Here is a 22,734-nt window from a genome sequence, read left to right as displayed (position 1 = left end):
GGCGCGCTGGCGCTGGGAGGATGCGCGAGCATGGGTGTCGAGAATTCGCGCCGGCCGATCGTCATCGCCCATCGCGGCGCCAGTGGCGAGCGCCCGGAGCACACTTTGGCGGCATATCGGCTGGCGATCGCGCAAGGCGCGGACTTCATCGAGCCGGATTTGGTGATGACCAAAGACGGCGTGCTGGTGTGTCGGCACGAGAACGAGATCTCCGGAACGACGGATGTCGGCGCGCGGCCTGAATTCGCGGATCGGCGCAAAAAGAAGACGGTCGATGGCGTCGCCGCGGCCGGCTGGTGGGTTGAGGATTTCACGCTCGCCGAACTGAAGACGCTGCGCTGCAAGGAGCGGCTGCCGCAGCTTCGACCCGCGAACATGGCCTTCGACGGGCGGGAGGAGATTCCGACGTTCGCGGAGGCCCTGGCGCTGGCGCTTGAATCCGGCGTCGGCGTCTATCCGGAGCTGAAGCATCCGACGTTCTTGCGCGAGCAGGGGCTGGATCCCGTGCCGGCCTTTATCGCAGCAGTGCGCGAAGGCGGCGCCCAGCGCGCGGCTGATGCGATGTTCGTGCAGTGCTTCGAGATCGGGGCGCTACGGCAATTGGCTGAGATGTCGTCGATCCGCTGGAACTGCGTGCAGCTGGTCGCGGCGAGCGGCGGGCCGTGGGACAGGCGCGAGCTGAGCTATGCCGACATGCTGAGCGACGCCGGCTTGCGCGCGATTGCTGAGTACGCGCGCGGCATCGGCCCGGAGAAATCACTGATCATTCCGCGCGGCGCCGACGGGCGCTCCTTGGCGCCGACGGATCTCGTCGCACGCGCCCATTCGGCGACCTTGGTGGTGCATCCGTGGACGTTCAGGGCTGAGAACTACTTCCTGCCGTCCGAGCTGCGCCGCGGCGACGCGAGCGCGCCGGATTACATGCGCCAGCACGGCGATTTCACTGCGGAGCTGCGCGCGTTCTATGCGGCCGGCGTCGATGGCGTGTTCAGTGACTTTCCGGCGGCCGCTGTAGCGGCGCGGGCCTAAGCCACCCGCCGCAGCATGTTGCGGTTGAGGATAGGCGCTTGCGCTTCGAGCAAGTCCTTCTCGACGCGGGCGCGGGTCTGATCGTCCTTGATCACGAGCAGGTGGATTTCGCGCGCGCCGAGGTTCTCGGCCGCTTGCCACATCTCGTGGCGCGACAGCGTCTTCGAAAAATCATCGGTGCGGGCGATGAAGAGGCAGATCGGCCCGCCCCAATCGAGGGCGGGCTGCTCCGGCGGCTTTACAAACATGTAGAGGCCGCCGACAGGCTCCCACGCGCGCTGCGCGCGCGCGATCTCGAACTCGTACCAGCGCCCGCTCGCGCCCTGCCAATTATACGTGTTCAAACGCCCCTCCGGCTCCATCCAGCGACTCAATCGTAGCGTGAGTCGCAGGCGCGCAAAGCTAAGCACTCAGGGCGCTGGATCGGTGCTTACAGATTGGACATCCGAGGCGTCGAAAAACGCCGGCCAGAATTGTTCCATCGCCGCTGCTTGGGCGCCGGCATGGTCCGGCCGGTCAAGCGGGACGATGCGCAGATCGACCCGCGCGAAGTCCGGCGGCCGGTTCGCCGCGTGCGCCTGCCAGGCCGCATAGTTCGCATCCGAAACGTAAAGCGAGAAGCCTTGCGGATCATGCTCGAGCAGATCGGAGACCAGCACGAGGCGCCGGCCCGGGATGGATGCGTCGTAATCCGGATCGGCGGCGACGGCGCGCAAGCCGGCTATGATCGGCGAGGCGCGCGCTGGTCCGCTGGAGGCGGCGCTGCGCAGCGCGTCGTCGAGCGCGCCGGCGAAGTCCTCGTCCCAGCGCGCTTGCGTCAGGCGCGCGTTCTCGAACAAAGGATTGGTCTGCTCGGGCGGGCGCGGCAGGCACTTGGAGAACAGGATCGAGGGCTCCTGCGGCCGGCGCACATTGATGCGCATGATGGTGAGGCGATCGTATTGCGCCAGCCGCGCGCGCTCCTGCTGCGCGACGGCGCGCAGCTTGCGGCGATGGCGCGGCTCGAGCCGGTCGGTGGCGTCGACCAGGATGATCGTGTGGGCGCCGAGCGGCGCATCGGTGCGGCAGAGCGTTTCGGCGTCCGTCGGCGGCGGACGCAGCACGAACGCCGCGCCGCCGAGCCCGCCGAGCACGATCACGGCGAGAGCGATCAGCACGATGCCGATTGCGTTGCGGCCGCCATCGCGCTGGCCGCGGCGCCTCACGCGTCCTCTCCGACATCGAGCCGAGCGGTGGCGGCGTTGAGTTCGGCGAGCAACTCCTCCAGCGCTTGCGTCGACTGACGCTGGGCGTCGTTGAGGCGGTTGCGCGCTTCGTCGATCATCGCGGCGGCGGCGCCCAGCGCGTCGAGCGACGGCCCGGCCGCCGGCGGCGCGGCGCTGAAGTAGAGCGGGGCTGGGGCCGTGCGGTGGGCGATGTTTTCCTGCCGATAAAGATGAATCGCGGCGGCGGCGGCGTCGTCGAGCGCGCGCGCCTTGGCGTCGAGCTGCTCCATCTTGAGCGCGGCGGCGTCGAACCCCTTGCTCATCGCCTCGAACTCGGCCCGCATCTTCTCCAGCCGCGCCGCAAGCGCGGCCTTGGCAAGTTCGACCGGCGCTTCGAGTTCGCCGCGGGCGTCGGCGCGGAAATCGGAGAGCGCCTCCGCCGCCGCTTCGGTGCTGCGCGCCATCTTGCCGTAGTCGGGGTAAGGATCGTCGAAGCCCGAATAGCCCTTGAGCGCGGCGAACACCCAAACGCCGGCGCCGAGCATCAGCAGAATGATCGCTTGCGGCGAGTCGAGCTGCAGCAACGACCATATGTGGAAGCCGGCGTCCGAGCCCATGTCCAGCTGGCGGCCGGCGAGTGCTGCGAGCCGGTCGCGCCAATCGGCGGCGAACAAGTTGAGCATCAGCGCCAGCAGCGCGAACGCCGCGAAGGCGAGCGCGCCGATCGCTTTGACCGGCAGCTTGACGTGCTGCAGGTAGCGAAGGCCGAGAAAGCCGGCGAGATAGCCGAGCGTCACATTGGCGCCGGAGAGCCCGATCGCAGTGATCGCGCCGCCGAGCAGGCCGCGCGCGTCGTCTTCGGCGAACAAGGCTGCGCTGAACAGCGCCTCGAACACCGCGGCGCTCAGCAACAACCCCGCTTGCAGCAGCGTCGAGCGCGGATAGACCGCGGACCGGCGCAGGCTGTGCGTGCGCTTGAACGCTTCGAGATCGGCGTGCGCTTGGCGGGCTCGCGCGGCGGCGGCGCGCCAGTCGTGGGCGATGCGGCCTTCGGCTTGCTTCAGCCCCAGCCGCGCATCGAGCGCTGGCCCGGCGAAATCTTGCGGCGTCGGCGCGAGCGCGCGCAGGCGCCGTTCGGCTTCCGCCTTGGCTTGATTGCGGACCTGATCCACCTGAGCACGCTCATGCGCCACAGCTTCGAGCACGGCGAGTTCGGCGGCCGAAAGTTCGCCGGCGTCGTGGCGGGGCAGGTTGCGGGCGGCGTCGTTGCGGGCCTGCTTCTTCAGCGCAAGGCGCTTGTCGAGCGCAGCCGCGCTCAGGCCCTGCGCCGACTTGGCCGCAGAGCGCTCTGAGGACGCCTTGGTTTGCGCGCCGTCCATGAACCCAGCTCCGGGCGCAATAAAGCGCGGATGCCGCGCTTCTCCAAGAGGAGACAGCGCTCTAAGAAGGCCGCCGAGGAGCCGGCCTTGAGCGAATTGCGGGACTTGTTGACGATTGCCGAGCGGACCGCGGCCGCAGCGGGCGCAGCGCTGTTGGAACATCGCAAGGCCTGGGCCGTGATCGAGGCCGAGCAGGGCCGCGAGGTCAAAATCGACGCCGACAAGCGCGCCGAAGCGCTGATCCTCGCGGCGCTGGAGCTGGCCACGCCGTTCGCGGCGATTTCGGAAGAGGCCGGTTGGACGCGCGCCATGCAGCGCGGCGACCGCTATGTCTGGGCTGTCGATCCGCTCGATGGCAGCGTCAATTATCTGCGCGATTATCCGCATTGCGCGGTGTCGATCGCGTTGTTGGATAATGGCGCGCCGGTGCTCGGCGTGGTTGATTGCTTCGTGCTGGCGGAGCGTTTCACCGGAATCGTCGGCGAAGGCGCCTGGCTCAATGGCCAGCCGATGCGTGTTTCGGAGATCGACGATCCCGCAGGCGGCATTCTGCAGACGGGCGTGCCCTCGCGGGCGAGCGCGGACTCGATGGCGCTGTTCGAGGCGCGGCTAAAGGCCTGGCGCAAGGTGCGCATGATCGGCTCGGCCGCCAGCGCGCTGGCGTACGTCGCCGCCGGCCGCGCCGAAGCGTATCGCGAATCCGGCTCGATGATCTGGGACGTGGCCGCCGGCTGCGCGCTGGTGAGGGCCGCGGGCGGCGAATACCGGATCGGCGGCGACGCCCTCGATCAGCCGCTCGAAGTCGCGGCCGGCAACGCCAGGGTCGTCCTGCCCGCCTGAGGGTCACAAATCAGTTAGAATTCGGCATTCCGACGGAAAAGGCTGGCCGAGCCGTTGGCTGTCATGAAATCGTATCGGAACAAGATGGGGCGCGCGCTGGACATGGCGGAGCCTCCATTTGTACCTAGCTGTGCTCGGTTTTGTTGGCGGTCGGGATGTCGGGGGAAGCGATTCTTGCTGGAACTGCGCGCGCAGTGCGTGAAGCGCTGGCGCATTGCGACGCCTGGCTGCCGCATGGCCTCGAACTCGGCGCCGCGGCGGTGCTCGGCAAGGGCGAGTGTCCTTTGCCTGTGCGCGCACGCGCGGGGCGCTGGGAGGCGTTCGACTTTTCCACGCTCGATGCGCGCCAGCTGATCCTCGCGGCGGCGCCGGCCGATGGCGCTGAAGGGCGTGCGATCCTGGAGCGCGCGGCCGAAGCGCGGATGAAGGTCCTGCTGATCGAGGGCGGTAAGCTCCGGCCGCTGAGGATCGAGGACCTGATCGGCTGCCCGCTGGGCGACATCGATGAAGCGCGCATCCGCGGCATCATCGCTGGCAAGCGTGTTCTGATCACGGGCGCGGGCGGCTCGATCGGCAGCGAGCTGGCGCGGCGCGTGTCCGAACTCGCGCCGGCGCGGCTGACCCTGCTCGACAGCTCCGAATACAATCTCTTCCGCATCAGTCAGGAGCTGCCGGACGCGGCGCTGGCGCTTGCGGATATTCGCGATCAGCAGGCGATGCGGCGCTGGTTCAAGCGCGAGCGGCCGCAAATCGTCTTTCACGCCGCGGCGCTGAAGCAGGTGCCGCTGGTGGAGATGTTTCCGAGCGAAGGCGTGCTGACCAATGTCGCCGGCGTGCGCAACGTCGCCGAAGCGGCGTATGGCGTCGGCGCAGATCTGGTATTCGTGTCGACCGACAAGGCCGTTGACCCGTCTGGAGTGATGGGCGCCTCGAAGCGGCTGGGCGAGATGTATTGCCAGGCGCTCGACCGCAAGGGCGGTTTGCGCGCCGTGCCGTTGAGACTCGGCAACGTGCTCGGCTCGACGGGCTCGGTGATCCCGACGTTCGAAGCGCAGCTGGCGGCCGGCGGGCCACTCACGGTGACAGATCCGGACGTGACGCGCTTCTTTCTCTCGATCCCGCAAGCTGCGGACGCGTTGCTGCAGGCGGCGGCTGTCGGTCTCGGCGCGCCGGTGCGAGGCGCCGCTTTGGCGATCGACATGGGCGAGGCGCTGCCGGTGGTGGAGCTGGCGCGCGAAGTGATCCGCCTCGAAGGCTTGCGGCCCGATGTCGACGTGCCGATCGTGTTCACCGGTTTGCGTCCTGGCGAGAAGCTGCATGAGGCGCTGATCGGCGCGGACGAATGGCGCGATGATGATCCGGCGGCCAACGTGATCGCGGTCGGTTCGCCAGCGCGCGGCTTGGCGGAGCTGCACGAGATCATGGAACGCCTGGTGCTGCTCGCGCGCGAAGGCGCGGACAGTGTTGTGACGCGCGAGCTGTTCGATGCGTTGGCGGGCGATATCGCGGTTGAGCGGGAACGCGCCCTGGCGGGCTGATTTCACGAAGAAGACGATCAATCCAACGTTCGCCGAAAGCGGAGCAGCGCCAGCGTCGCCAACGTCAGCAGGATGAGCGTGAGCGGGAGGAGGTCGCCGACGATGTCGGCGAAACCGGCGCCTTTCAGCATGATCTCGCGGACGATGCGCAGGAAGTGTGTGATCGGCAGCGCCGTGCCGATGGCTTGCGCCCAGTTCGGCATGGCGTGGAACGGAAACATGAAGCCGGAAAGCAAAATCGACGGCAGAAAGATGAAGAACGTCATCTGCATCGCCTGCAGCTGCGTGCGGGCGGCGGTGGAGATGAGATAGCCCAGCATCAGATTGGCGAAGATGAAGAGCGTGACCGCGATGAGGAACGCCGGAAACGAGCCTGCGAACGGAATGCGGAAGAGCAAGGTCGCGGCGATCAGCACGATCGAGACCTGGATGGCGCCGACGCCGATATAGGGCGTGGTCTTGCCGATCATAACTTCGACCGGCCGGATCGGCGTGGCGAGCAGATTCTCCATCGTGCCGCGTTCGCTTTCGCGCGTCAGCGCGATTGAGGTGATCAGCACCATGGTCATGGTGAGGATGACGCCGAGCAGCGCCGGCACGATGTTGAAGGCGCTGACGCCGGCCGGATTGTAGCGGCGGTGGACGACAATCTCGTACGCGGGCGGAGCGCGGGCGAGAAACGAAAGCGCGCCCTGGAATTCCGGCGCGAACGCCGATTGCGCGATGCGCTCGACCGCGCCGATCGCGCCGCCGGCGGCGACCGGATCGCTGGCGTCGGCGGCGATCAGCATTTGCGGACGCTCGCCGCGCACCAGGCGGCGCTCGAAGCCTTCGGGAATGGAGATGAGAAACGTCGCTTCTCCCGCGCGCAGCATGGCTTCGGCTTCGTCAGGGCCCTGCGTCACGGCGACGATGTCGATGTAGGAGGAGGCGTGCAGCGAAGCCAGGAACGCGCGCGTCATCGGCCCGTCCTCACGCATTTCGACGACGGCGGGCAGGTGGCGCGGATCGGTGTTGATGGCGTAGCCGAACAGGATCAGCTGCATCACCGGCATCATGATCATGATGGCGAAGGTCGGCCGGTCGCGCCGCATCTGCACCAGTTCCTTCAAGAACACGGCGAACACGCGCGACCAGGAGAGATCGAAGAACTTCATACTCCTCCCCTGCCTGCGGGGGAGGTGGCGAGCGTAGCGAGCCGGAGGGGGTGCGTGTGCGAGCTCGCCCCCTCAATCATCACGCTTCGCGTGCTGACAGCTCCCCCGTAAACGGGTGAGCAGTTATGTGCGCCGCCGCTCATTGGAAGTTATCGATGCTGCCGGACATGAGGTAGATGAATATCTCCTCGAAGCCCGCTTCGATGCGTTCGATCTCGACGTGCGGCTGCGCCTTCTGCACCGCACGCACGGCGCGTTCGAGCGCGGCGGCATCCTTGCCGCAGGCGTGCATCTCGGCGCCGAAGCGGGCGACGAGTTCGACCGCCTCGGCCTGCTCCAACAATTCCTGCGCTTTCGCCAGCGGCCGGCCAGAGATGCGCCAGCAGGCGAGGCCGATCTGTGCCGGGATGTCGGCGGTGGCGGCGTCGATCAGCTTCTTGCCGTAGGCGATGTAGGCGATGGAATCGCACTGCACCGCTTCGTCCATGTAGTGCGTCGAGACGAGCGTGGTGACGCCTTGCGCCGAATAGCGGCGAATCTGGTCCCAGAAATCGCGCCGCGCCTTCGGATCGACGCCGGCGGTGGGTTCGTCGAGCAGCAGCAATTCCGGTTCGTGGATCATGCAGGCGGCGAGCGCCAGGCGCTGCTTCCAGCCGCCGGAAAGTTTGCCGGCGAGCTGCGCTTGGCGCTCGGCGAGGCCGAGATCGACCAGCGCCCGATCGACGCGTTCGCTGCGCCGATCGAGGCCGTAGAGGCGGGCGATGAATTCGAGATTTTCGCGGATTGAGAGGTCCTCGTAGAGCGAGAATTTCTGCGTCATGTAGCCGACGCGCTCTTTGATTTTGAGGCTCTCCTTCAGCACGTCGAAGCCGAGCACTTCGCCTTCGCCGCTCTCCGGCTTCAGAAGCCCGCACACCATGCGGATCGTCGTCGTCTTGCCGGAGCCGTTCGGGCCCAGGAAGCCGTAGATCGCTCCGCGCGGGACCTGGAGATCGAAATGATCGACGACGGTCCGATCGCCGAACCGCTTGGTCAGCCCGCGCACGTCGATGACGATCTCTTCGCTCATTCGGCGATCCGGATGTCGACCGGCATGCCGGGCCGAATGCGGCTCGGCGCATCGAGCCGCGCTTCGACCAGGAAGACGAGCTTCTCGCGCTGATCGAGCGAGTAGATCACCGGCGGCGTGAATTGCGGCTCGGCAGCGACGAAGCTCACCGTCGCCGGGATAGGCTGTTCGCAGCCGTCGCACGAGACGCTGACACGCGCGCCGACCGGCAGCTGCGGCAGCATGTCCTGCGGCGCAAAGAAGCGCACTTTCATGTTCGACGGCGCAAGCAGCGCCGCGATCGGCTGGCCCGCCGGCACCACTTCGCCGGGGCGGTGATAGATCTGGTCGATCACGCCTGCGACAGGCGCTGCGCCGCTCGTGTCGGCGAGGCGCTCCTGCGCCAGCCCGGTCGCTGCGCTCGCCGCGCCGGCTTCGCGGCGCGCTTGGGCGAGGCGGGCGTTGGCGGCGTCGCGCGCCGCGCGGTCGGCGTCGAGTCGGGCGCGCGGATAGAAGCCGCGTTCGAACAATTCGAGCCCGCGCGCGTAATTGCGCTCGGCCAGCACCGCGTCGGCTTGCGCCGTGCGCACGGCGGCGGCGGCGGCGTCGCTTTGCGCGCCGGCGGTGGCGGCGTTGTATTGCAGGCGCTCGGGCTCGAGCGTGAACACGCGGGCGCCGGCCGCCACGTGCTCGCCCTCGCGCACCAGCACCTCGCGGATCACGCCTGTTTCCTGGCTCGCGAGATAGATGTAATCGGCTTCGCCGTAGCCTTGCAGCGCGTCGCGCGCGCCGTCGCCGCAGGCGGCGAGGAGGAGCGCCAGCGAAAGAAAAACAGAGCGCTTCATGCGCGTGGCTCCAGTCCGGAGAGCAGCACGTCGAATTGCTGTTCGATCAGCTTTTGCGGATCGTCGAGAGCGGTTTCGCCCTTCAGGACGTGCGTCCACATCGCTTCGAAGAAGAGCGGGCCGATGAAGGCGCGGACGACGGCGTTGGTGTCGACCTTGCGGATCGCGCCGCTGGCGATGCCGGCTTCGATCAGCTGTTCGAGCGCGGCGCGCGCCTTGGCGACGACATGGGTGCGGTAGAACTCGACGATCTCGGGAAAGCGCCCTGAGATGCCGATGACGAGCCGCGGCACGGCGATGACGTTGGGATCGGCCAAGCGCGCGGCGGCCACAGTGGCGAGCATCTTGAGCGCGCCGAGCGGATCGGCTTGGCCGGCCGCGGCCAGCGCTTCGGCCTGGCGGGCGATGGCGCCGACCTTGGCTTCGATCAGCGCCTCCAGGAGCGCGATCTTGCTCGGGAAATAAAGATAGATCGCCGCCTTTGAGAGCCCGGCGGCCTTGGCCACATCCTCCATTCGCGCCGCCTCGAACCCGCGCGCCGTGAACTCCGCCAGCGCCGCTTCGAGAATCTCCTCCGGCCGCGCCTCGGCCCGGCGCTGCCAGCGAGGGGAGGGTCGGCGAGAGGCGGCGGGGGCGGGCATATTCTCTTTATAACTGACCAGTCAGTTATTTGCAACGGCAAATCATACCGTGGGCGGAGTTGGAGGCTAGGAATGGGGAGTGGGCTGAGCGCCGGCGTCCTTGCCGGCATCCCGCGGCCCGCGTCGCCTTCGACAAGCTCAGGCTGACTTCCGGGGGGCGCCGGCGGCCCAGCGGGGCTGAGTTAATCCACCCAGTCGCGATGCAGTGAACGGGCCGCCACCAGATAGAGCAGCGCGGCGACGAGATAGAAGCCGCTGCCGGCGAGGATCGAGTAGCGCAGGCTCTCTTCGCCGTACTGCGCCGACAACGCATCCGAGAGCAGGCCGAGCAGATAGGTGCCGAGGCCGATGCCGATCAGATTGTTGATGAACAGGAAGCTGGCCGACGCCGTCGTGCGCATGCTCGCGGGCGCGAGATGCTGCACCGCGGCGATGACCGGGCCGAGCCATACAAGGCCGAGCGCTGTCGGCGCGAGAAAGAGGAAGAAGGCGATGAGCGGCGACGGTGACAACAGCCCGAGCGCATAGCACGGCAGCGCCAGCATCCACGCGCCTGCCGGCACCAGCGCGAACATGGCGCGCCGCTTGGCGCCCAGCTTGTCGCCCAGCATCCCGCCCAGCCACACGCCGAGAACGCCGCCGATCAGCAGAATCGCGGCGTAGTAATAGCCCGCCTGCAGCACGTCGAAGCCGTACGAGCGCTGTAGGAAAGTCGGGATCCAGTAGAACGAGCCGTAGCCCATGATCGACGAACACGATGCGCCGAACGAAAGCAGCCAGAAGCTCGGCTTTTTGGTCACGACTCCGATCGATTGCAGAAGACCCGCCTTCGCTGGCGCGCCGGGCTGCGCCTTGGCGTCGTAACGGCCGCGCTCGGGCTCGCGCACGCACAGCCGGAAGATCGGCGCGATCAGGATGCCGGCGAGGCCGACGGTGATGAAGGCGACGCGCCAGTCGAACGTCTGCGCGATGACGCCGCCAAGGCCGACGCCGGCGGCGCTGCCGATCGGAATGCCGAAGGAATAGACCGCGAGCGCCCGCGCGCGCTCCCTCGGCGGGAAATAGTCGGAGATCAGCGAATAGGCCGGCGCGACGCCGCCGGCTTCGCCGACGCCGACGCCCATGCGGGCGAGGAAGAGCTGCGTGTAGTTCTGGGCGATGCCGCAGAGTGCGGTGAACCCGCTCCACAGCGTCAGCGCCGCGGTCATGATCCAGGTGCGGTTGCTGCGGTCGGCGAGCCAGGCGATCGGAATGCCGAGCCCGGTGTAGAACAGCGCAAAGGAGAGACCCCCGAGCAGGCCCATCTCGGCGTCGCTGGCGCCGAGCTCCTGCTGGATGGGCACGTTGAGGATGCCCATGATCTGCCGGTCGATGAAGTTGAACGTGTAGACGACGAAGAGCAGCGCCAGCACCAGAAGGCGGCGTTTGTCGACGGGCTGCGGCGGTGCGGCGGCGGTTTGCTCTGTCATCGCTCGAAACAAAAACGGCGGCGCGAGAGTGTCGCGCCGCCGTGCTGGAGTGGGAAGGATTAGAACCTGACTTCGACCGACGCCGTCCAGGTCTGCGGAGGCCCGTAGAAGCCGATGATCGAGTTGCCGAACAACGCGCCCGGGAAGTTGTAGCCGCCGACGCGATATTCTTCATCGGCCAAGTTGTGGCCGTGCAGCCCGAGCCGGATGCGGTCGCTCTCCGAAGTCCAGGTGACGGACGCGTTGTAGAGCGCATAGGCGTCTTGATCGAGCGCCGGCGTGGCGAACTCGAACATCTGGCTGTCGCCGCGATACGAAGCCGACGGCGTGATCGCCAGCTCGCCGCCCGCCAAAGCGGCGGTGTAGGTGAACGAAAGCGAAGCGGTCAGGTCCGGCGTGTTCTGCAGCGCCGCCGATCCGGAGAGATCGATCGGCACGACGATCGTAGCCGGCGGCGGCGCCGGGTTCGCGACCACGGTGTTCGACATGTACTCGTTGAACTCGCCTTCGATGTAGCCGACGGCGAAATTGGCGGTGAAGTTGTCGGTGAGGAACACGCGGCCCTCGAGCTCGGCGCCGTTGATCTCGGCCGAGGCGGCGTTGTCGACGAAGCTGGCGATGCCGCCCAAAGTCGTCGGCTCCTGACGGGTGATCTGCATGTCCGTGTACTCGGACTGGAACACCGCGCCGCTCAGATTGAAGCGGCCCTGCCAGAACGAGGAGTGGAAGCCCAGTTCGTAGGTGTCGACGAATTCCGGCTGATAGCCGTTCACCGTGTCCGGGGTGAAGATCGCGTCGCCGCGCATGTCGAAGCCGCCGGACTTGAAGCCCTGGCTGTAGGAGCCGTAGAGCGTCAGCGCTTCGCTCGCCTCCCACGTCACCGAGACACGCGGGGTGAATTCTTCGAACTCGGCGTCATTGGTGTAATTGGTCCGCACGAGTCCCGGGACCGCCGCGCCATTGCCGAAGAACGGGCTGCGGATGCCGGTGAAGTTCTGGCGATAGACCTGACCCGTCTTCTCGTCGCGCGTCCAGCGGCCGCCGACCGAGAGCGCGAGCGTGTCGGTGACGTCGAAGCTGACGTCCGCGAACGCGGCGAGCGATTCGGTGTCGACGCGCCCTTGCGTGAAGATCGTCAGCGGGCCGGCGAAGCCAAGCACGGTGTCGAATGCGCCTTCGGCCATGCCGTCGAGATAGTACAAGCCAGCGACGCCCTGGATGCGGTCGTAATCGAACAGCAGCTGGAATTCCTGCGTGAACTGCTCGTCGGCGTAGAAGGCCGGAATGTCGAGCGTCGGGAATTCCGTGTTGTCGAAGTCGATCGTGCCGTTGGTCTGGCCTTCTCGATGGGCGGTGATCGAGCGCACCGTCAGATTCGGCGTCAGCTCGTAATCGATGTGCAGCGCCGAGCCGCGCGTCTCGACGTGGTTCTCGTCGCCGGAGCCGGCGCGCGTATCGTACACATCCGGCAGCGGATCGTAGGAGGGGCCGCCCGCCGGGAAGCTGGCGAGGCGAGAGCCGTGGCGCGGATTGGAATCATCGTCGACGCCATCGGCGGTGAGACGGATGGTGAGCGCGTCGGTCGGCGTCCATTGGGCGCTGATGCGATAGGCGTCCACATCCTTGTTGTAGTGCTCGGCGCCGGTGACGAGGTTCTCGCCGTAGCCGTCGCGCGTATAGAGCGCGAGCGCGCCGCCGACGACGAGGTTCTCGGTCAGCGGCATCGAGCCGGAGAGGATCGCGTCCATCTGATTGTAGGAGCCGAACTGGAAGCGCGTGCGCAGATGCGCTTCTTCGGTGTCCATCATCGAGGTGACGTAGCGCACCGCGCCGCCGACCGTGTTGCGGCCGTAGAGCGTGCCTTGCGGGCCGCGCAGCACCTCGATGCGCTCGATATCGAAGATGTCGAGCACCGCCGCCTGCGGGCGGGCGATGTAAACGTCGTCGACATAGAGGCCGACGCCGGGCTCGAAGCCCCACAGCGGGTCCTGCTGGCCGACGCCGCGAATGAAGGCGATCAGCGTCGAGTTGGAGCCGCGGGCGACCTGAACCGTGGCGTTCGGCGTCGTCTCTTGCAGCACGGTGATGTTCTCGGCGCCGCGCTGATCGAGCTGCTCGGCGGTCTGCACGGTGATCGCGATCGGCACGTCCTGCAAGTTCTCTTCGCGCCGGCGTGCGGTGACGACGATGTTTTCGTCTTCTTCGTACGACGCCTCGTCCTGCGCCATTGCCGGCGCCGCAAACGCAAACGGCGTCGCGCAGACGCTCGCCAACAACAGCGCTAGCCGCGCCGGATCGCCAAACCGTTTCATGGGACTGCTCCTCCGCTCCTCAAGTCGGGCCGCCGCTCGGTGTTGCGGACGAAAGCCTCGATGATTTTGAAAAATGCGTCCGGCGCTTCGAGATGGGGCACGTGCCCCGCGCCGGCGATCACTGCGCGTTCGCCGCGCGGCGCCGTGCGGGCGACGAAAGCCGTCGCGCCGTCGGGATAGATTTGACTCTCTGCGCCGTGGATCACGAGCATCGGCGCATCGATGCGCGCGAGCGCGGCGCGGAAATCCTCGGCCGCCATCGAGGCCCAGAGCGCGGCCATGGCCATAGGATCGGCCTTCGACATCTCGGCGCGCGCCCAGTCGATCAGATCGGGGCGCGTCTCGCGCATGCCGGGCGCAAACATGCGCGGGGCGAAGCGGGCGACGTACGCGGGCCAGTCTGCTTCGATTTCCCTCAGCGTCGCCTCGACATCGCCGGCCGCGTAGCCGCCCGAGAGGCCGTCGCGCCAACTCGCGTCGTTGGTGAGGCGCGGCGCCATGTCTTCGACGACGAGACCGGCGAGGCGCAGGCCGAGCTTCGGCGCCGCCGCCCAGAGCGCCATCGCCCCCATCGACCAGCCGAGCGCGGTCAGGCCGCGCAAATCGAGCGCGGCGGCGAAATGCGCGATATCGTCGGCCAGCGTTTCGATGGTGAGCGGGGCCGCGCCGATGCTGGAGCCCGGATGGCCGCGCAAGGTGAGGGTGAGGACGCGATGATCGGCGGCGAGGCCGGCGCTCAGATCCTGGAAGAAGCCGCCATGAGCGGCCCAGCCGTGCACCAACAGGATCGGCGAACCCACGCCTTCATCGGCGTAGGACATGGTCGCCCCGTCTGGCAAAGCGTGCACCGGCATCGCCCGGCATTCCCCCCGCGGCCTGGTTCTCCGGACCGCTTTTTCCTTGTCTTGGCCGTCTTTGTAGCGGAGACTTGAAACATGAGTCAACATTCAGGTTCTCCGGCCGAAGCGGTCGAGGAGCGTCCCGGCCCCAAAACGGAGCGCGGCCGGCGGACGCTCAGGCGGCTGCTCGATGCGGCGGGGGAGGAGTTCGGCGCGCGCGGCTACCATGAGACCGCGATCAGCCACATCACCCAAGCGGCGGGCGTCGGGCTCGGCACCTTCTACGTCTACTTCAAGTCGAAGGAGGAGGTGTTCAAAGCGTTGGTCGCCGACATGGGCGCCCGCACCCGACATGCCTTGAGCGAAAGCGTGAAAGATGCGCCGAACCGGCTCGAAGCCGAGCGGCTCGGCATCCGCGCCTATCTGGAGTTCGTGCGCGAGCACAAGTCGCTCTATCGCGTCGTGATGGAGGCGCAGTTCGTGGCCCCCGAGGCGTACCGCGCCTACTACCGCACGTTCTCGGACGCCTACCGCCAGCAGCTCAGCCACGCCGCCAAGCGCGGCGAAATCAGCGAAGGCGACGATGACGTGCGCGTGTGGGCGCTGATGGGCGCCTCGACTTTCTTGGGTTTGAGGTACGGCGTCTGGGAGGACGGCGCCGACGTCAACGCGGTCTCCGAGGCTGCTGCTGATTTGATGATCAATGGGCTCGCGCCGCGAGCCAAGAACGGCGACGCTGGCTAAAAGGAGCGCGCTGGCAGGGGAGGGGGAAGTTATGGGTGTCGACTTGGTCGACATCACCGCGAAGCGGGCGGCGCTGACGCCGCGGCGCGTCGCGTTCGAGGATGCGCTGAGCGGGCGCGCCATGACCTATGCCGAATTGGACGATCGCGCCGCGCGCGCCGCCGCGGTGCTGGCGAGCTTCGGCGTCGGACGCGAAGATCGCGTCGCCATTCTCTGCCGCAACCGGATCGCGTTCTTCGAGATCATGTTCGCGTGCGCCAAGCTCGGCGCAATTCTCGCGCCGCTAAATTGGCGCGCGCCGGCCGCGGAGCTTGCGCTGCTGCTGGCGGATTGCACGCCGAAAGTGCTGTTCTACGGCGCGGAAGATGCGGCCTGTGCGCTGGAGCTGGCGCGCGAAGGCTTGGCTCTGGTGGCGCTGGACGATCCTCTTCCGCAAGCGGGGGAGCATGCGTATGAGCCCTTGCTCGCCGCGGCCGCGCCGCTCCGCACCGAGCGCCGCTGGTCCGGCGACGCGATCTGGTCGCTAAGCTACACCTCCGGCACCACCGGCGCGCCGAAAGGCGTGATCCAGACCTATCAAATGGCCGCGGTGAACGCGTTTCACGTCGCCCAGGCGTTCGGCGTCAACGGCGCCGACACCACGCTCAACTTCTTGCCGCTCTTTCACACCGCCGGCATCCAGCTCGTCACGCTGCCGACGTTGATCGCCGGCGGCACGGTGATCGTCATGCCGGGCTTCGACGAAGCCCGCGCGCTCGAGCTGATGCCGCGACTCGACGTCTTCTTCGGCGTCCCGGCGATCTACCAGCAGCTTGCGCTGCATCCGGCGTTCGAGCGCGCCGATCTTTCGCGCGTGCGCTCATGGGGCTGCGGCGGCGCACCGTTGCCGGACGTGCTGGTGGAGCGCTTCGCCGCGAAAGGCGTGCGCGTCTGCAACGGCTACGGCATGACTGAAACCGGACCGACCGCCTTCGTCGCCGCGCCGGAAGATGCGCTGAGCAAGATCGGCTCGGTCGGCAAACCGCAAATGCTGCTCGACGTGCGCATCGTCGACGCCGACGGCGAAGACGTCGCCGATGGCGAGAGCGGCGAGATCTGGATGCGCGGCGCGGGCCTCACGCCCGGCTATTGGCGCCGCCCCGAAGAAACCGCGAAAGCGTTCACCGGCGACGGTTGGCTCCGCAGCGGCGACATCGGCCGCCGCGACCGCGACGGCTGCTACTATGTCGCCGGCCGGATCAAGGAGATGTACATATCCGGCGGCGAGAACGTGTATCCGGCCGAGGTCGAGAACGTGCTGGCGCGGCATCCCTCCGTGCTGGAGAGCGCGGTGATCGGCGTGGCGGACGAGAAGTGGGGTGAGGTCGGCCACGCGTTCGTGCTGCTGAAACCCGGCGCGCAGCCGCTCTCGGCCAACGAGGTGATTCAGTTTTGCCGCAGCCACCTGGCCGGTTATAAAACGCCGCGCCACGTCACCTTCGTGGATGACTTCCCGCGCACCGCCGCGGGCAAGATAAGAAAGCACCTGCTCGCGCGCGCGCCCGTAGCGCCGTCGCGGTGAGCAAGAGGGGATGCGAACGACGATGAGTGGATTACGAAACACATCACGCCGCACACTGCTCGCGGGCGCTTCGGGCGCTGTGATGACGAGCGCTTGCTCGTCTTTTTTTGTCCCAGCTGATGACACCGGTAACAGCGCGCTGCGTCGTGAAGCGCGCGGTGCGATGAAGCGCGCGACACGCTTCATGCGCGAGCGCGTCGCGTATCGCGGCGGCTATGTCTGGAGCTACCTGCCCGACTTCTCGCGCCGCTGGGGCGAGATGGAAGCCTACGAGACGATGATCTGGATCCAGCCGCCCGGCACGGCGACGGTGGGCCATCTTTATCTTGATTGCTTCCACGCGACGCGCGACGAGTTCTACTACCAGGCGGCGATGGAAGTGGCCGAGGGCCTGATCGCCGCGCAGCATCCGGCCGGAGGCTGGAATTATCTGCACGATTTCGCCGGCGAAGAGAGCGCGCGGCGCTGGTACGACACGATCGGCAAGAACGGCTGGCGGCTCGAGGAATTCCATCACTACTACGGCAACGCGACCTTCGACGACGCCGGCACGAGCGAAGCCTCGCAATTCCTGCTCCGCCTCTATCTCGAACGCCGCGCCCGCCATCTGCGTGCGCCTTTGGAGCAGGCGATCCTGTTCGTGCTCGACAGCCAGTACGAAAACGGCGGCTGGCCGCAGCGTTTCCCACGTCATTCGGAAGAAGAGCGCTACATCCGCCAGATCACCTTCAACGACGATGTCGCCGGCGAAAACATCAAGTTCCTGCTGATGGTCCATCAGACGCTCGGCGACGAGCGCGCGCTGCCGGCGATCCGCAAAGCGATGGAGATTTTCCTCGCCACCCAGCAGCCCGCGCCGCAGGCCGGGTGGGGCTTGCAACACGATGCTGACACGCTCGCGCCAGTCGGCGCGCGTTCTTATGAGCCGGAAGCGCTGGCGACGCACACGACCGCGAACAACGTCGCGCAACTGATGAACTTCTACGAGTGGACAGGCGATCGCCGCTTTCTCGCCCGCGTCCCCGAAGCTTTGGCATGGCTCGATTCGGTCCGTCTCCCTGATGACCAGGTGCGCGTCGCCGGCCGTCACTACCCGACGTTCATCGAGCTGCGCACCAACCGCGCTCGCATCAATCATCGTCGCGGCTCGAATGCGCGCAGCGGCGAATATTATTGGAACTACGATCCCGAGCAGCCGATCACGCACTACTCGCAATGGCGCCCGATCGATGTGGCCGCCTTGCGCGCGCGTTACGAGCGCCTGCGCGGCGCCGATCCCACGCAGCTCGCAATGTCATCGCCGTTCCACCGCCGCGCCGATTTCCGCCTGCCGCGCTTCTTCACCACGCAGAACATCGAAGTCTCCGACATGACCTCCAACCGCGGCGCCGGTGAGGTCGAGCGGCCGACGCCGGAACGCGCGCGCGAACTCATCGCTACACTGAACGCCGAAGGCTACTGGCCGACGCCGCTCACGGCGACCAGCAATCCCTACGCCGGCGAACCGCCGGCGGAACCTTCGCCGGGCGATTACGCGCAAACCCTGGTCGGCGACCGCTTCGACACCTCGCCCTACATCACCGAGACGCCGGTCACAGGTATTTCGACCGGCGCCTTCATCCAGAACATGAGTTCGCTTTTGCTCATCGCCGATTCAGGCGAGTGAGAGGATGGTGGCAATGCCCCTGGGAGGGGGCTATTCTCGCCGCTGGTGGGGAATGAGCCGTGGCCGAACACAATAATCCGAACGCCAACGCCGAAGAGCGCACAATCCGGCTGGCCTCGATCGTCTCCGTCGACATCGTCGGCTTCTCGACCATGTCCGAACGCGATCAGCGCAACGCCGCGCGCAAGGTCGAGGCTTTGCGCACGCGGATCGACGCGACGGCGCAGAAGCACGGCGGGCGCCTGTTCAACACCGCCGGCGACGGCTTCATGCTTGAGTTCGCCTCCGCCGGCTCGGCGCTCGGCGCTATCCAGGACATTCTCGACAAACGCTCCAAAGGCGAGCCGCAGCTGCGCGTCGGCGCGCATGTCGGCGACGTCGTCGTCACCGCCACCAGCGATCTGCTCGGCCACGGCGTCAACGTCGCCGCGCGGCTGCAGGAGCTGGCCGAGCCGGGCTCGGCGCTCGTCTCCGCGGAATTTCGCTCCATGGCGCGCTCTTCGCCGACGGCGGCGTTCCAGTCGCGCGGCCAGAAGCCGCTCGACAACATGGAGCAGCGTGTCCAGACGTTCGAGATTCTCTCGAAGCGGCAGAAGTTCGCGCGCGCTTCGCGCAAGGTCGGCGGCATGGCGATGGCGCTCGCCGTCTTCGGCGTCGGCGCCTATTTCAGCCCGATCGCCTGGCGCTACGCACAGCCGCTCTTGCAGCAGCAGGCGGCGCAGCAAACGGCTGACGCCGCCACCCCGCAGACATCGCTCGAAGCGCTGGCGCCGGAAGTGATTCCGGTGACGTACGCGCCCGGCCACGCTTTCCGCGATTGCGACAATTGCCCCGAAATGGTGGTGCTGAGCGGCGGCCTGTTCACGATGGGCTCGCCGGCCAACGAAGCCGGCCGCGCCCGCGATGAAGGCCCGCAGCGCGAAGTTTCGATCCGTCCGTTCGCGATCGGCAAGTACGAAGTCACCTTCGCGCAGTGGGACGCGTGCCTCGCCGGCGGCGGCTGCAACGGCTATTCGCCCGCCGACGGCGGTTGGGGCCGCGGCGAGCGGCCGGTGACCAACGTCTCCTGGGACGACGCGCAAGCCTATCTCGATTGGCTCAACGCCCAGGCCGGCGGCCTGCGCTATCGCCTCGCCAGTGAAGCGGAGTGGGAATACGCCGCCCGCGCCGGCGCCGTCGGCGCCTACGCCTACGGCCCGCGCGTCACCGCCACGCAAGCGACGTTCCGCGCGCGCCAAACGACGCCGGTCGGCGCGCACGAAGCCAACGCCTTCGCGCTTTTCGACATGCACGGCAATGTCGGCGAGTGGGTCGAGGATTGCTACGCCGCCAACTACGACATCGCCCCGGTCGACGGCGCGGCGGTGCAGGCGGACAATTGCCAGCGCCGCGTCTATCGCGGCGGCGGCTTCGCCGACCGCGAGCCCGTGCTGCGCGCGGCCGCGCGGCAATCGGCCCGGCCCGGCCAGCGCGCGCAGGGGCTCGGCTTCCGCGTCGCCCGCGCGTTGGACTGATCGCAGGCTGTGACCGCGGGCACAGACAAAGCAGGCCGCATGCGCCAAGCTTGCTGCTTCAGGGCGGCCAGCAGGATGGGGCGCGCATGAGCGGCAAGTTTCTGCTGGCGCAGATTTCCGATACGCATGTGCGCGCCGACGATGGCGGCGCCGCCGTGCGTCAGCTGAAGCAAGCGCTGGCGCAAGCGCGCGCCTATCAAGCCGACGTGATCCTGCTCACCGGCGATCTCGTCAACGACGAGCGCGACGAGGAATACGCCGCGCTCATCGACGCCATCGCCGATCCGCCGGCGCCGCTCTACGTGCTGCCCGGCAATCACGACGACCGCGCCCGCATCCGCGCGCGCCTGCCGGGACACGACTACCTGCCGCGCGAGGGCTTTCTCTCTTACGTGCTCGACCAGTTTCCGGTCCGCATCGTCGCCATCGACCAGATCGTGCCCGGCGAAACTTACGGCGTGCTGACCGAAGCGCAGGCGCACTGGCTCGATCGCGCCCTCGCGGCCGAACCGGAGAAGCCCACTTTGGTGGCGCTGCACCACCCTCCGTTCCCGACCCACGATCTGCTGTTCGACCAGATCGGTCTCGTCGACGCCGATCTTTTCAAATCTGTAATCTCGCGCCACCGCCAGGTGACGCGCGTGATTTGCGGCCACCACCATCGCATGGCGGTAGGCCAAGTGGCGCACGCCCCGGTGATCGTCGCCCCCTCGACCTCATGGGTTTACGGGCTCGCCCTGCACCCGGGCCAGGAGATCGCCCCCATCACCGCCGAACAGCCCGGCTGGATGCTCCACGCCTGGACCCAACAGGGCGGTTTCGCCAGTCATTTCATGGGACTTTCTGGGGGCTAGGGGCTAGGGGCTGGGGACTGTGGATTCTCGCCAGCCGCCCCCAGTCCCTAGTCCCCAGCACCTAGCCCCTACAACGCAGGTGGGCCGGCTCTTGCGAGCCGGCCCGTGCTGCGGTGGCGCCTTGGGCGGGGGGAGTAGGTCGGCGCCGTGGGAAGAACGACGCCCACGCCCACTCGTTCCGGCTGATCTGAAAATAATTTTCGGCTGAACAAGCGCGCCCGTGTTCGCACACGCGGAACTCACGCACCGCGGGCCGAGGGTGCTGCGCTCCCGAGACGAGGCGGGAGCGGTAAGCGCCGGCGGGACATCGCCGAAGCGGGCCGCCGCCGGCGCAGCCAGCACCCCCGTACTGCCGGCGGCGAGAGAAGCGCGCCCTACCGCAGCCGTCAAGCGAAAGAAATCTTGTACAGCTTCAGCGCCGGCGATTGTCGCGCCCGTTACGCCGAAAAGACACACCTAATAGAAGTCGGGGCGCGTGATCGCCGCATATCTCGTGTCGCGCGTTGACGCTCGGCGCTTTTGCGTGTCCTCTCGCGCGCCCCGACAAACTCCAGAGGATGACGCGCATGGCTGATGTCACGAAGCGATTCCGTTGGGGTGCGAGCGTCGAGAAGATTCTCGATCACTTCACCACGCCGGAAGTCGATACGCTGCGTCGGCGATGCCGCAAGCTGATCCGCGATTTCTGTGATCTCGACCTCGAAGGCGAAGGCTATCGCTGCACGCGGATTCCGTTCGAAATGTTTCATTACGGTTTCGTGCTGGCCTATGCGGTCGAGGATGCGGAATGGGTGCTGGAGGTGCTGGCCGTGCCGGCGCTCGGCGACCCGGACTGCCAGCGCAAGCGCCCGCGCCGCCGCAAGGACGGCGGCGCGCGCCGCGACGCCGGCGGCGGTTCTGGAACAGGTCCAAAGGCGTGGCTCGAACGCGCGCGCGACCTGTGGCGCGATGCCGGCGGCGCCGGCCTAACCTTAACCGCATTTTGGGACGACGCTCGCGGCGCATGCGGCTTTGCGCGCATAGACCGGCTGCTGTGCAGTATGAGGCGACCGCACCAAGAGGTTCGCGCCGCCCCCTATATACGTTTGTTCAATTCTTTTGCCGAACAACAGTCACAAGGCTGCAGGAATCTTGTGCAACTTGTGCGGCTGAAGGTGAACACGGCGTTCGCCTTCATCGGCCCTGTCTCCAGTTACGCGCACGCGATACCCAGAGCCGACGAATTGTGGGACCCCAGCCTGTTCGGCGTCGCCGAACCAGCGATCGGATGATGTGATGGGCGCGGCGAAGCGGTCGAAGGCGGGGCGTGGAACGGCGGCGCCGTCCTTCTCGACCTCGGAAGGCCGCGCCAATCTCGCACGCGCGCTGGAGACCACCGATCAAGAAAAAACCGTCGTCGGCTTCGCGCGCTACAACACGCCGATCGCCGCCCTCGTGCCGATCGAAGCGGTGCGCATGCTCGCCGGGCAGGAAGGCGAGATAGAGCCGGCGGTGCGGGCCAAGATCGTGCGCATGGCGCGCCTGTTCTTGGCCAGCGATCAGCCGGTGCGCCGCCCGCGCCGCGCGGCGGCGAGCAAGAAAGCGCCGGCGAAAACCGCGCGCGCGAAGAAGGCGGGCCGCAAGGCCAAGACCAAGCCCCGCGCCAAACGCAAGGGCCTGTCAAAGAGCGCCTGAGGGCGGCTATAAGCGCCCGAGACTTCGGAGCGCGCCCCATGAAAACGAGAGCAGCCGTCGCCTTCGCGGCCAAGCAGCCTTTGGAAATCGTCGAACTCGATCTCGAAGGCCCGCGCGCCGGCGAAGTCTTGGTCGAGATCAAGGCCACCGGCATCTGCCACACCGACGCCTACACGCTCGACGGGTTCGATTCCGAAGGTATCTTCCCATCGATCCTCGGCCACGAGGGCGCCGGCGTGGTGCGCGAGGTCGGCGCCGGCGTCACCAGCGTCAGGCCGGGCGACCACGTGATCCCGCTGTACACCCCCGAATGCCGCCAGTGTAAGTCGTGCCTCAGCGGCAAAACCAATTTATGCACCGCGATCCGGGCCACGCAGGGCAAGGGGCTGATGCCCGACGGCACCTCGCGGTTCAGCTAC

At 67.3% G+C, this 22,734-nt stretch carries 21 protein-coding genes; 11 read left to right on the top strand and 10 right to left on the bottom strand.

The genetic code is table 11. The annotated features are described in order from the left end of the window. Positions 1–30 precede the first annotated feature (30 nt). A complete protein-coding gene (locus tag VEA80_RS13955; RefSeq protein ID WP_325061366.1) occupies positions 31–1,029 on the top strand; it encodes a glycerophosphodiester phosphodiesterase in 999 nt (332 codons plus the stop codon). Here VEA80_RS13955 and VEA80_RS13950 read toward each other — a convergent pair. The 3 genes from VEA80_RS13950 to VEA80_RS13940 all read right to left on the bottom strand — a co-directional run bounded on the left by VEA80_RS13950 (position 1,026) and on the right by VEA80_RS13940 (position 3,613). Beyond that, positions 1,026–1,373: a hypothetical protein gene (locus tag VEA80_RS13950; protein WP_325061365.1), complete on the bottom strand. Its 348-nt coding sequence runs from the start codon at positions 1,371–1,373 to the stop codon at positions 1,026–1,028. The genes VEA80_RS13955 and VEA80_RS13950 overlap by 4 nt on opposite strands. 66 nt (positions 1,374–1,439) lie before the next feature. Continuing rightward, positions 1,440–2,234 carry a hypothetical protein gene (locus tag VEA80_RS13945; RefSeq protein ID WP_325061364.1) on the bottom strand — a complete coding sequence of 265 codons (795 nt, stop codon included), beginning with the start codon at positions 2,232–2,234 and terminating at the stop codon, positions 1,440–1,442. Next, a complete protein-coding gene (locus VEA80_RS13940; protein WP_325061363.1) occupies positions 2,231–3,613 on the bottom strand; it encodes a hypothetical protein in 1,383 nt (460 codons plus the stop codon). Before VEA80_RS13940 ends, VEA80_RS13945 begins: the two co-directional genes overlap by 4 nt. Before the next feature lie 87 nt (positions 3,614–3,700). On the opposite strand from VEA80_RS13940, the gene VEA80_RS13935 reads away from it, so the two are divergent. Together VEA80_RS13935 and VEA80_RS13930 are read left to right on the top strand one after the other, a co-directional pair. Continuing rightward, positions 3,701–4,453, top strand: coding sequence for an inositol monophosphatase (locus VEA80_RS13935; protein ID WP_325061362.1), 753 nt, complete (start codon positions 3,701–3,703; stop codon positions 4,451–4,453). A 194-nt stretch (positions 4,454–4,647) separates the two neighbouring features. Continuing rightward, positions 4,648–5,991 carry a polysaccharide biosynthesis protein gene (locus tag VEA80_RS13930; protein ID WP_325061361.1) on the top strand — a complete coding sequence of 448 codons (1,344 nt, stop codon included), beginning with the start codon at positions 4,648–4,650 and terminating at the stop codon, positions 5,989–5,991. A 17-nt stretch (positions 5,992–6,008) separates the two neighbouring features. On the opposite strand, the gene VEA80_RS13925 is transcribed toward VEA80_RS13930, so the two are convergent. The 7 genes from VEA80_RS13925 to VEA80_RS13895 form a co-directional block, all read right to left on the bottom strand. Further along, positions 6,009–7,148, bottom strand: coding sequence for an ABC transporter permease (locus VEA80_RS13925; protein WP_325061360.1), 1,140 nt, complete (start codon positions 7,146–7,148; stop codon positions 6,009–6,011). Positions 7,149–7,287: 139 nt separating this feature from the next. Next, complete coding sequence (locus VEA80_RS13920) at positions 7,288–8,217, bottom strand: ABC transporter ATP-binding protein (RefSeq protein ID WP_325061359.1); 930 nt, start codon at positions 8,215–8,217, stop codon at positions 7,288–7,290. Continuing rightward, positions 8,214–9,041, bottom strand: coding sequence for an efflux RND transporter periplasmic adaptor subunit (locus tag VEA80_RS13915; protein ID WP_325061358.1), 828 nt, complete (start codon positions 9,039–9,041; stop codon positions 8,214–8,216). Before VEA80_RS13915 ends, VEA80_RS13920 begins: the two co-directional genes overlap by 4 nt. Then, the gene (locus VEA80_RS13910; RefSeq protein WP_325061357.1) at positions 9,038–9,682 is read right to left on the bottom strand and encodes a TetR/AcrR family transcriptional regulator; all 645 of its coding nucleotides are present in this window, start codon (positions 9,680–9,682) and stop codon (positions 9,038–9,040) included. The genes VEA80_RS13915 and VEA80_RS13910 overlap by 4 nt, the downstream gene beginning before the upstream one ends. Before the next feature lie 182 nt (positions 9,683–9,864). Continuing rightward, entirely contained in the window at positions 9,865–11,151 is a 1,287-nt protein-coding gene (locus VEA80_RS13905) for an MFS transporter (protein ID WP_325061356.1), read from the bottom strand. Between the two features lie 59 nt (positions 11,152–11,210). Beyond that, the gene (locus VEA80_RS13900) at positions 11,211–13,463 is read right to left on the bottom strand and encodes a TonB-dependent receptor (protein ID WP_325061355.1); all 2,253 of its coding nucleotides are present in this window, start codon (positions 13,461–13,463) and stop codon (positions 11,211–11,213) included. Then, positions 13,460–14,284 carry an alpha/beta hydrolase gene (locus VEA80_RS13895; RefSeq protein ID WP_325061354.1) on the bottom strand — a complete coding sequence of 275 codons (825 nt, stop codon included), beginning with the start codon at positions 14,282–14,284 and terminating at the stop codon, positions 13,460–13,462. Before VEA80_RS13895 ends, VEA80_RS13900 begins: the two co-directional genes overlap by 4 nt. 114 nt (positions 14,285–14,398) lie before the next feature. On the opposite strand from VEA80_RS13895, the gene VEA80_RS13890 reads away from it, so the two are divergent. The 8 genes from VEA80_RS13890 to VEA80_RS13855 form a co-directional block, all read left to right on the top strand. Further along, entirely contained in the window at positions 14,399–15,046 is a 648-nt protein-coding gene (locus VEA80_RS13890) for a TetR/AcrR family transcriptional regulator (RefSeq protein WP_325061353.1), read from the top strand. A gap of 31 nt (positions 15,047–15,077) precedes the next feature. Continuing rightward, positions 15,078–16,607 (top strand): AMP-binding protein, encoded by a 1,530-nt coding sequence (locus tag VEA80_RS13885; protein ID WP_325061352.1) that lies wholly within the window; start codon positions 15,078–15,080, stop codon positions 16,605–16,607. Between the two features lie 163 nt (positions 16,608–16,770). Beyond that, positions 16,771–18,273, top strand: coding sequence for a pectate lyase (locus VEA80_RS13880; protein WP_325061351.1), 1,503 nt, complete (start codon positions 16,771–16,773; stop codon positions 18,271–18,273). Positions 18,274–18,332: 59 nt separating this feature from the next. Next, positions 18,333–19,787, top strand: coding sequence for an SUMF1/EgtB/PvdO family nonheme iron enzyme (locus VEA80_RS13875; RefSeq protein WP_325061350.1), 1,455 nt, complete (start codon positions 18,333–18,335; stop codon positions 19,785–19,787). 86 nt (positions 19,788–19,873) lie between these two features. After that, entirely contained in the window at positions 19,874–20,641 is a 768-nt protein-coding gene (locus VEA80_RS13870; protein WP_325061349.1) for a metallophosphoesterase, read from the top strand. A gap of 566 nt (positions 20,642–21,207) precedes the next feature. Continuing rightward, on the top strand, positions 21,208–21,912 hold the full coding sequence (locus VEA80_RS13865) for a hypothetical protein (protein ID WP_325061348.1): 705 nt from the start codon (positions 21,208–21,210) through the stop codon (positions 21,910–21,912). A gap of 4 nt (positions 21,913–21,916) precedes the next feature. Continuing rightward, on the top strand, positions 21,917–22,315 hold the full coding sequence (locus VEA80_RS13860; protein WP_325061346.1) for a hypothetical protein: 399 nt from the start codon (positions 21,917–21,919) through the stop codon (positions 22,313–22,315). Between the two features lie 38 nt (positions 22,316–22,353). Then, positions 22,354–22,734: alcohol dehydrogenase catalytic domain-containing protein (locus VEA80_RS13855; protein WP_325061345.1), on the top strand; the 381-nt coding region annotated here is incomplete at its 3' end.

The organism is Vitreimonas sp. (assembly GCF_035627415.1).
Taxonomy (GTDB): Bacteria; Pseudomonadota; Alphaproteobacteria; order Caulobacterales; family Aquidulcibacteraceae; genus Vitreimonas.
The sequence above is the reverse complement of the archived record's forward strand: the minus strand, read 5'-3'. Positions and strand labels throughout refer to the sequence as shown.

Excerpts from the sequence above, each read along its gene's own strand:
- VEA80_RS13955 (WP_325061366.1), top strand. The coding sequence starts at position 31 with ATGGGTGTCGAGAATTCGCGCCGGCCGATCGTCATCGCCCATCGCGGC.
- VEA80_RS13895 (WP_325061354.1), bottom strand. The coding sequence starts at position 14,284 with ATGTCCTACGCCGATGAAGGCGTGGGTTCGCCGATCCTGTTGGTGCAC.
- VEA80_RS13900 (WP_325061355.1), bottom strand. The coding sequence starts at position 13,463 with ATGAAACGGTTTGGCGATCCGGCGCGGCTAGCGCTGTTGTTGGCGAGC.
- VEA80_RS13885 (WP_325061352.1), top strand. The coding sequence starts at position 15,078 with ATGGGTGTCGACTTGGTCGACATCACCGCGAAGCGGGCGGCGCTGACG.
- VEA80_RS13865 (WP_325061348.1), top strand. The coding sequence starts at position 21,208 with ATGGCTGATGTCACGAAGCGATTCCGTTGGGGTGCGAGCGTCGAGAAG.
- VEA80_RS13915 (WP_325061358.1), bottom strand. The coding sequence starts at position 9,041 with ATGAAGCGCTCTGTTTTTCTTTCGCTGGCGCTCCTCCTCGCCGCCTGC.
- VEA80_RS13910 (WP_325061357.1), bottom strand. The coding sequence starts at position 9,682 with ATGCCCGCCCCCGCCGCCTCTCGCCGACCCTCCCCTCGCTGGCAGCGC.
- VEA80_RS13940 (WP_325061363.1), bottom strand. The coding sequence starts at position 3,613 with ATGGACGGCGCGCAAACCAAGGCGTCCTCAGAGCGCTCTGCGGCCAAG.
- VEA80_RS13860 (WP_325061346.1), top strand. The coding sequence starts at position 21,917 with ATGGGCGCGGCGAAGCGGTCGAAGGCGGGGCGTGGAACGGCGGCGCCG.
- VEA80_RS13905 (WP_325061356.1), bottom strand. The coding sequence starts at position 11,151 with ATGACAGAGCAAACCGCCGCCGCACCGCCGCAGCCCGTCGACAAACGC.
- VEA80_RS13880 (WP_325061351.1), top strand. The coding sequence starts at position 16,771 with ATGAAGCGCGCGACACGCTTCATGCGCGAGCGCGTCGCGTATCGCGGC.
- VEA80_RS13870 (WP_325061349.1), top strand. The coding sequence starts at position 19,874 with ATGAGCGGCAAGTTTCTGCTGGCGCAGATTTCCGATACGCATGTGCGC.
- VEA80_RS13920 (WP_325061359.1), bottom strand. The coding sequence starts at position 8,217 with ATGAGCGAAGAGATCGTCATCGACGTGCGCGGGCTGACCAAGCGGTTC.
- VEA80_RS13890 (WP_325061353.1), top strand. The coding sequence starts at position 14,399 with ATGAGTCAACATTCAGGTTCTCCGGCCGAAGCGGTCGAGGAGCGTCCC.
- VEA80_RS13925 (WP_325061360.1), bottom strand. The coding sequence starts at position 7,148 with ATGAAGTTCTTCGATCTCTCCTGGTCGCGCGTGTTCGCCGTGTTCTTG.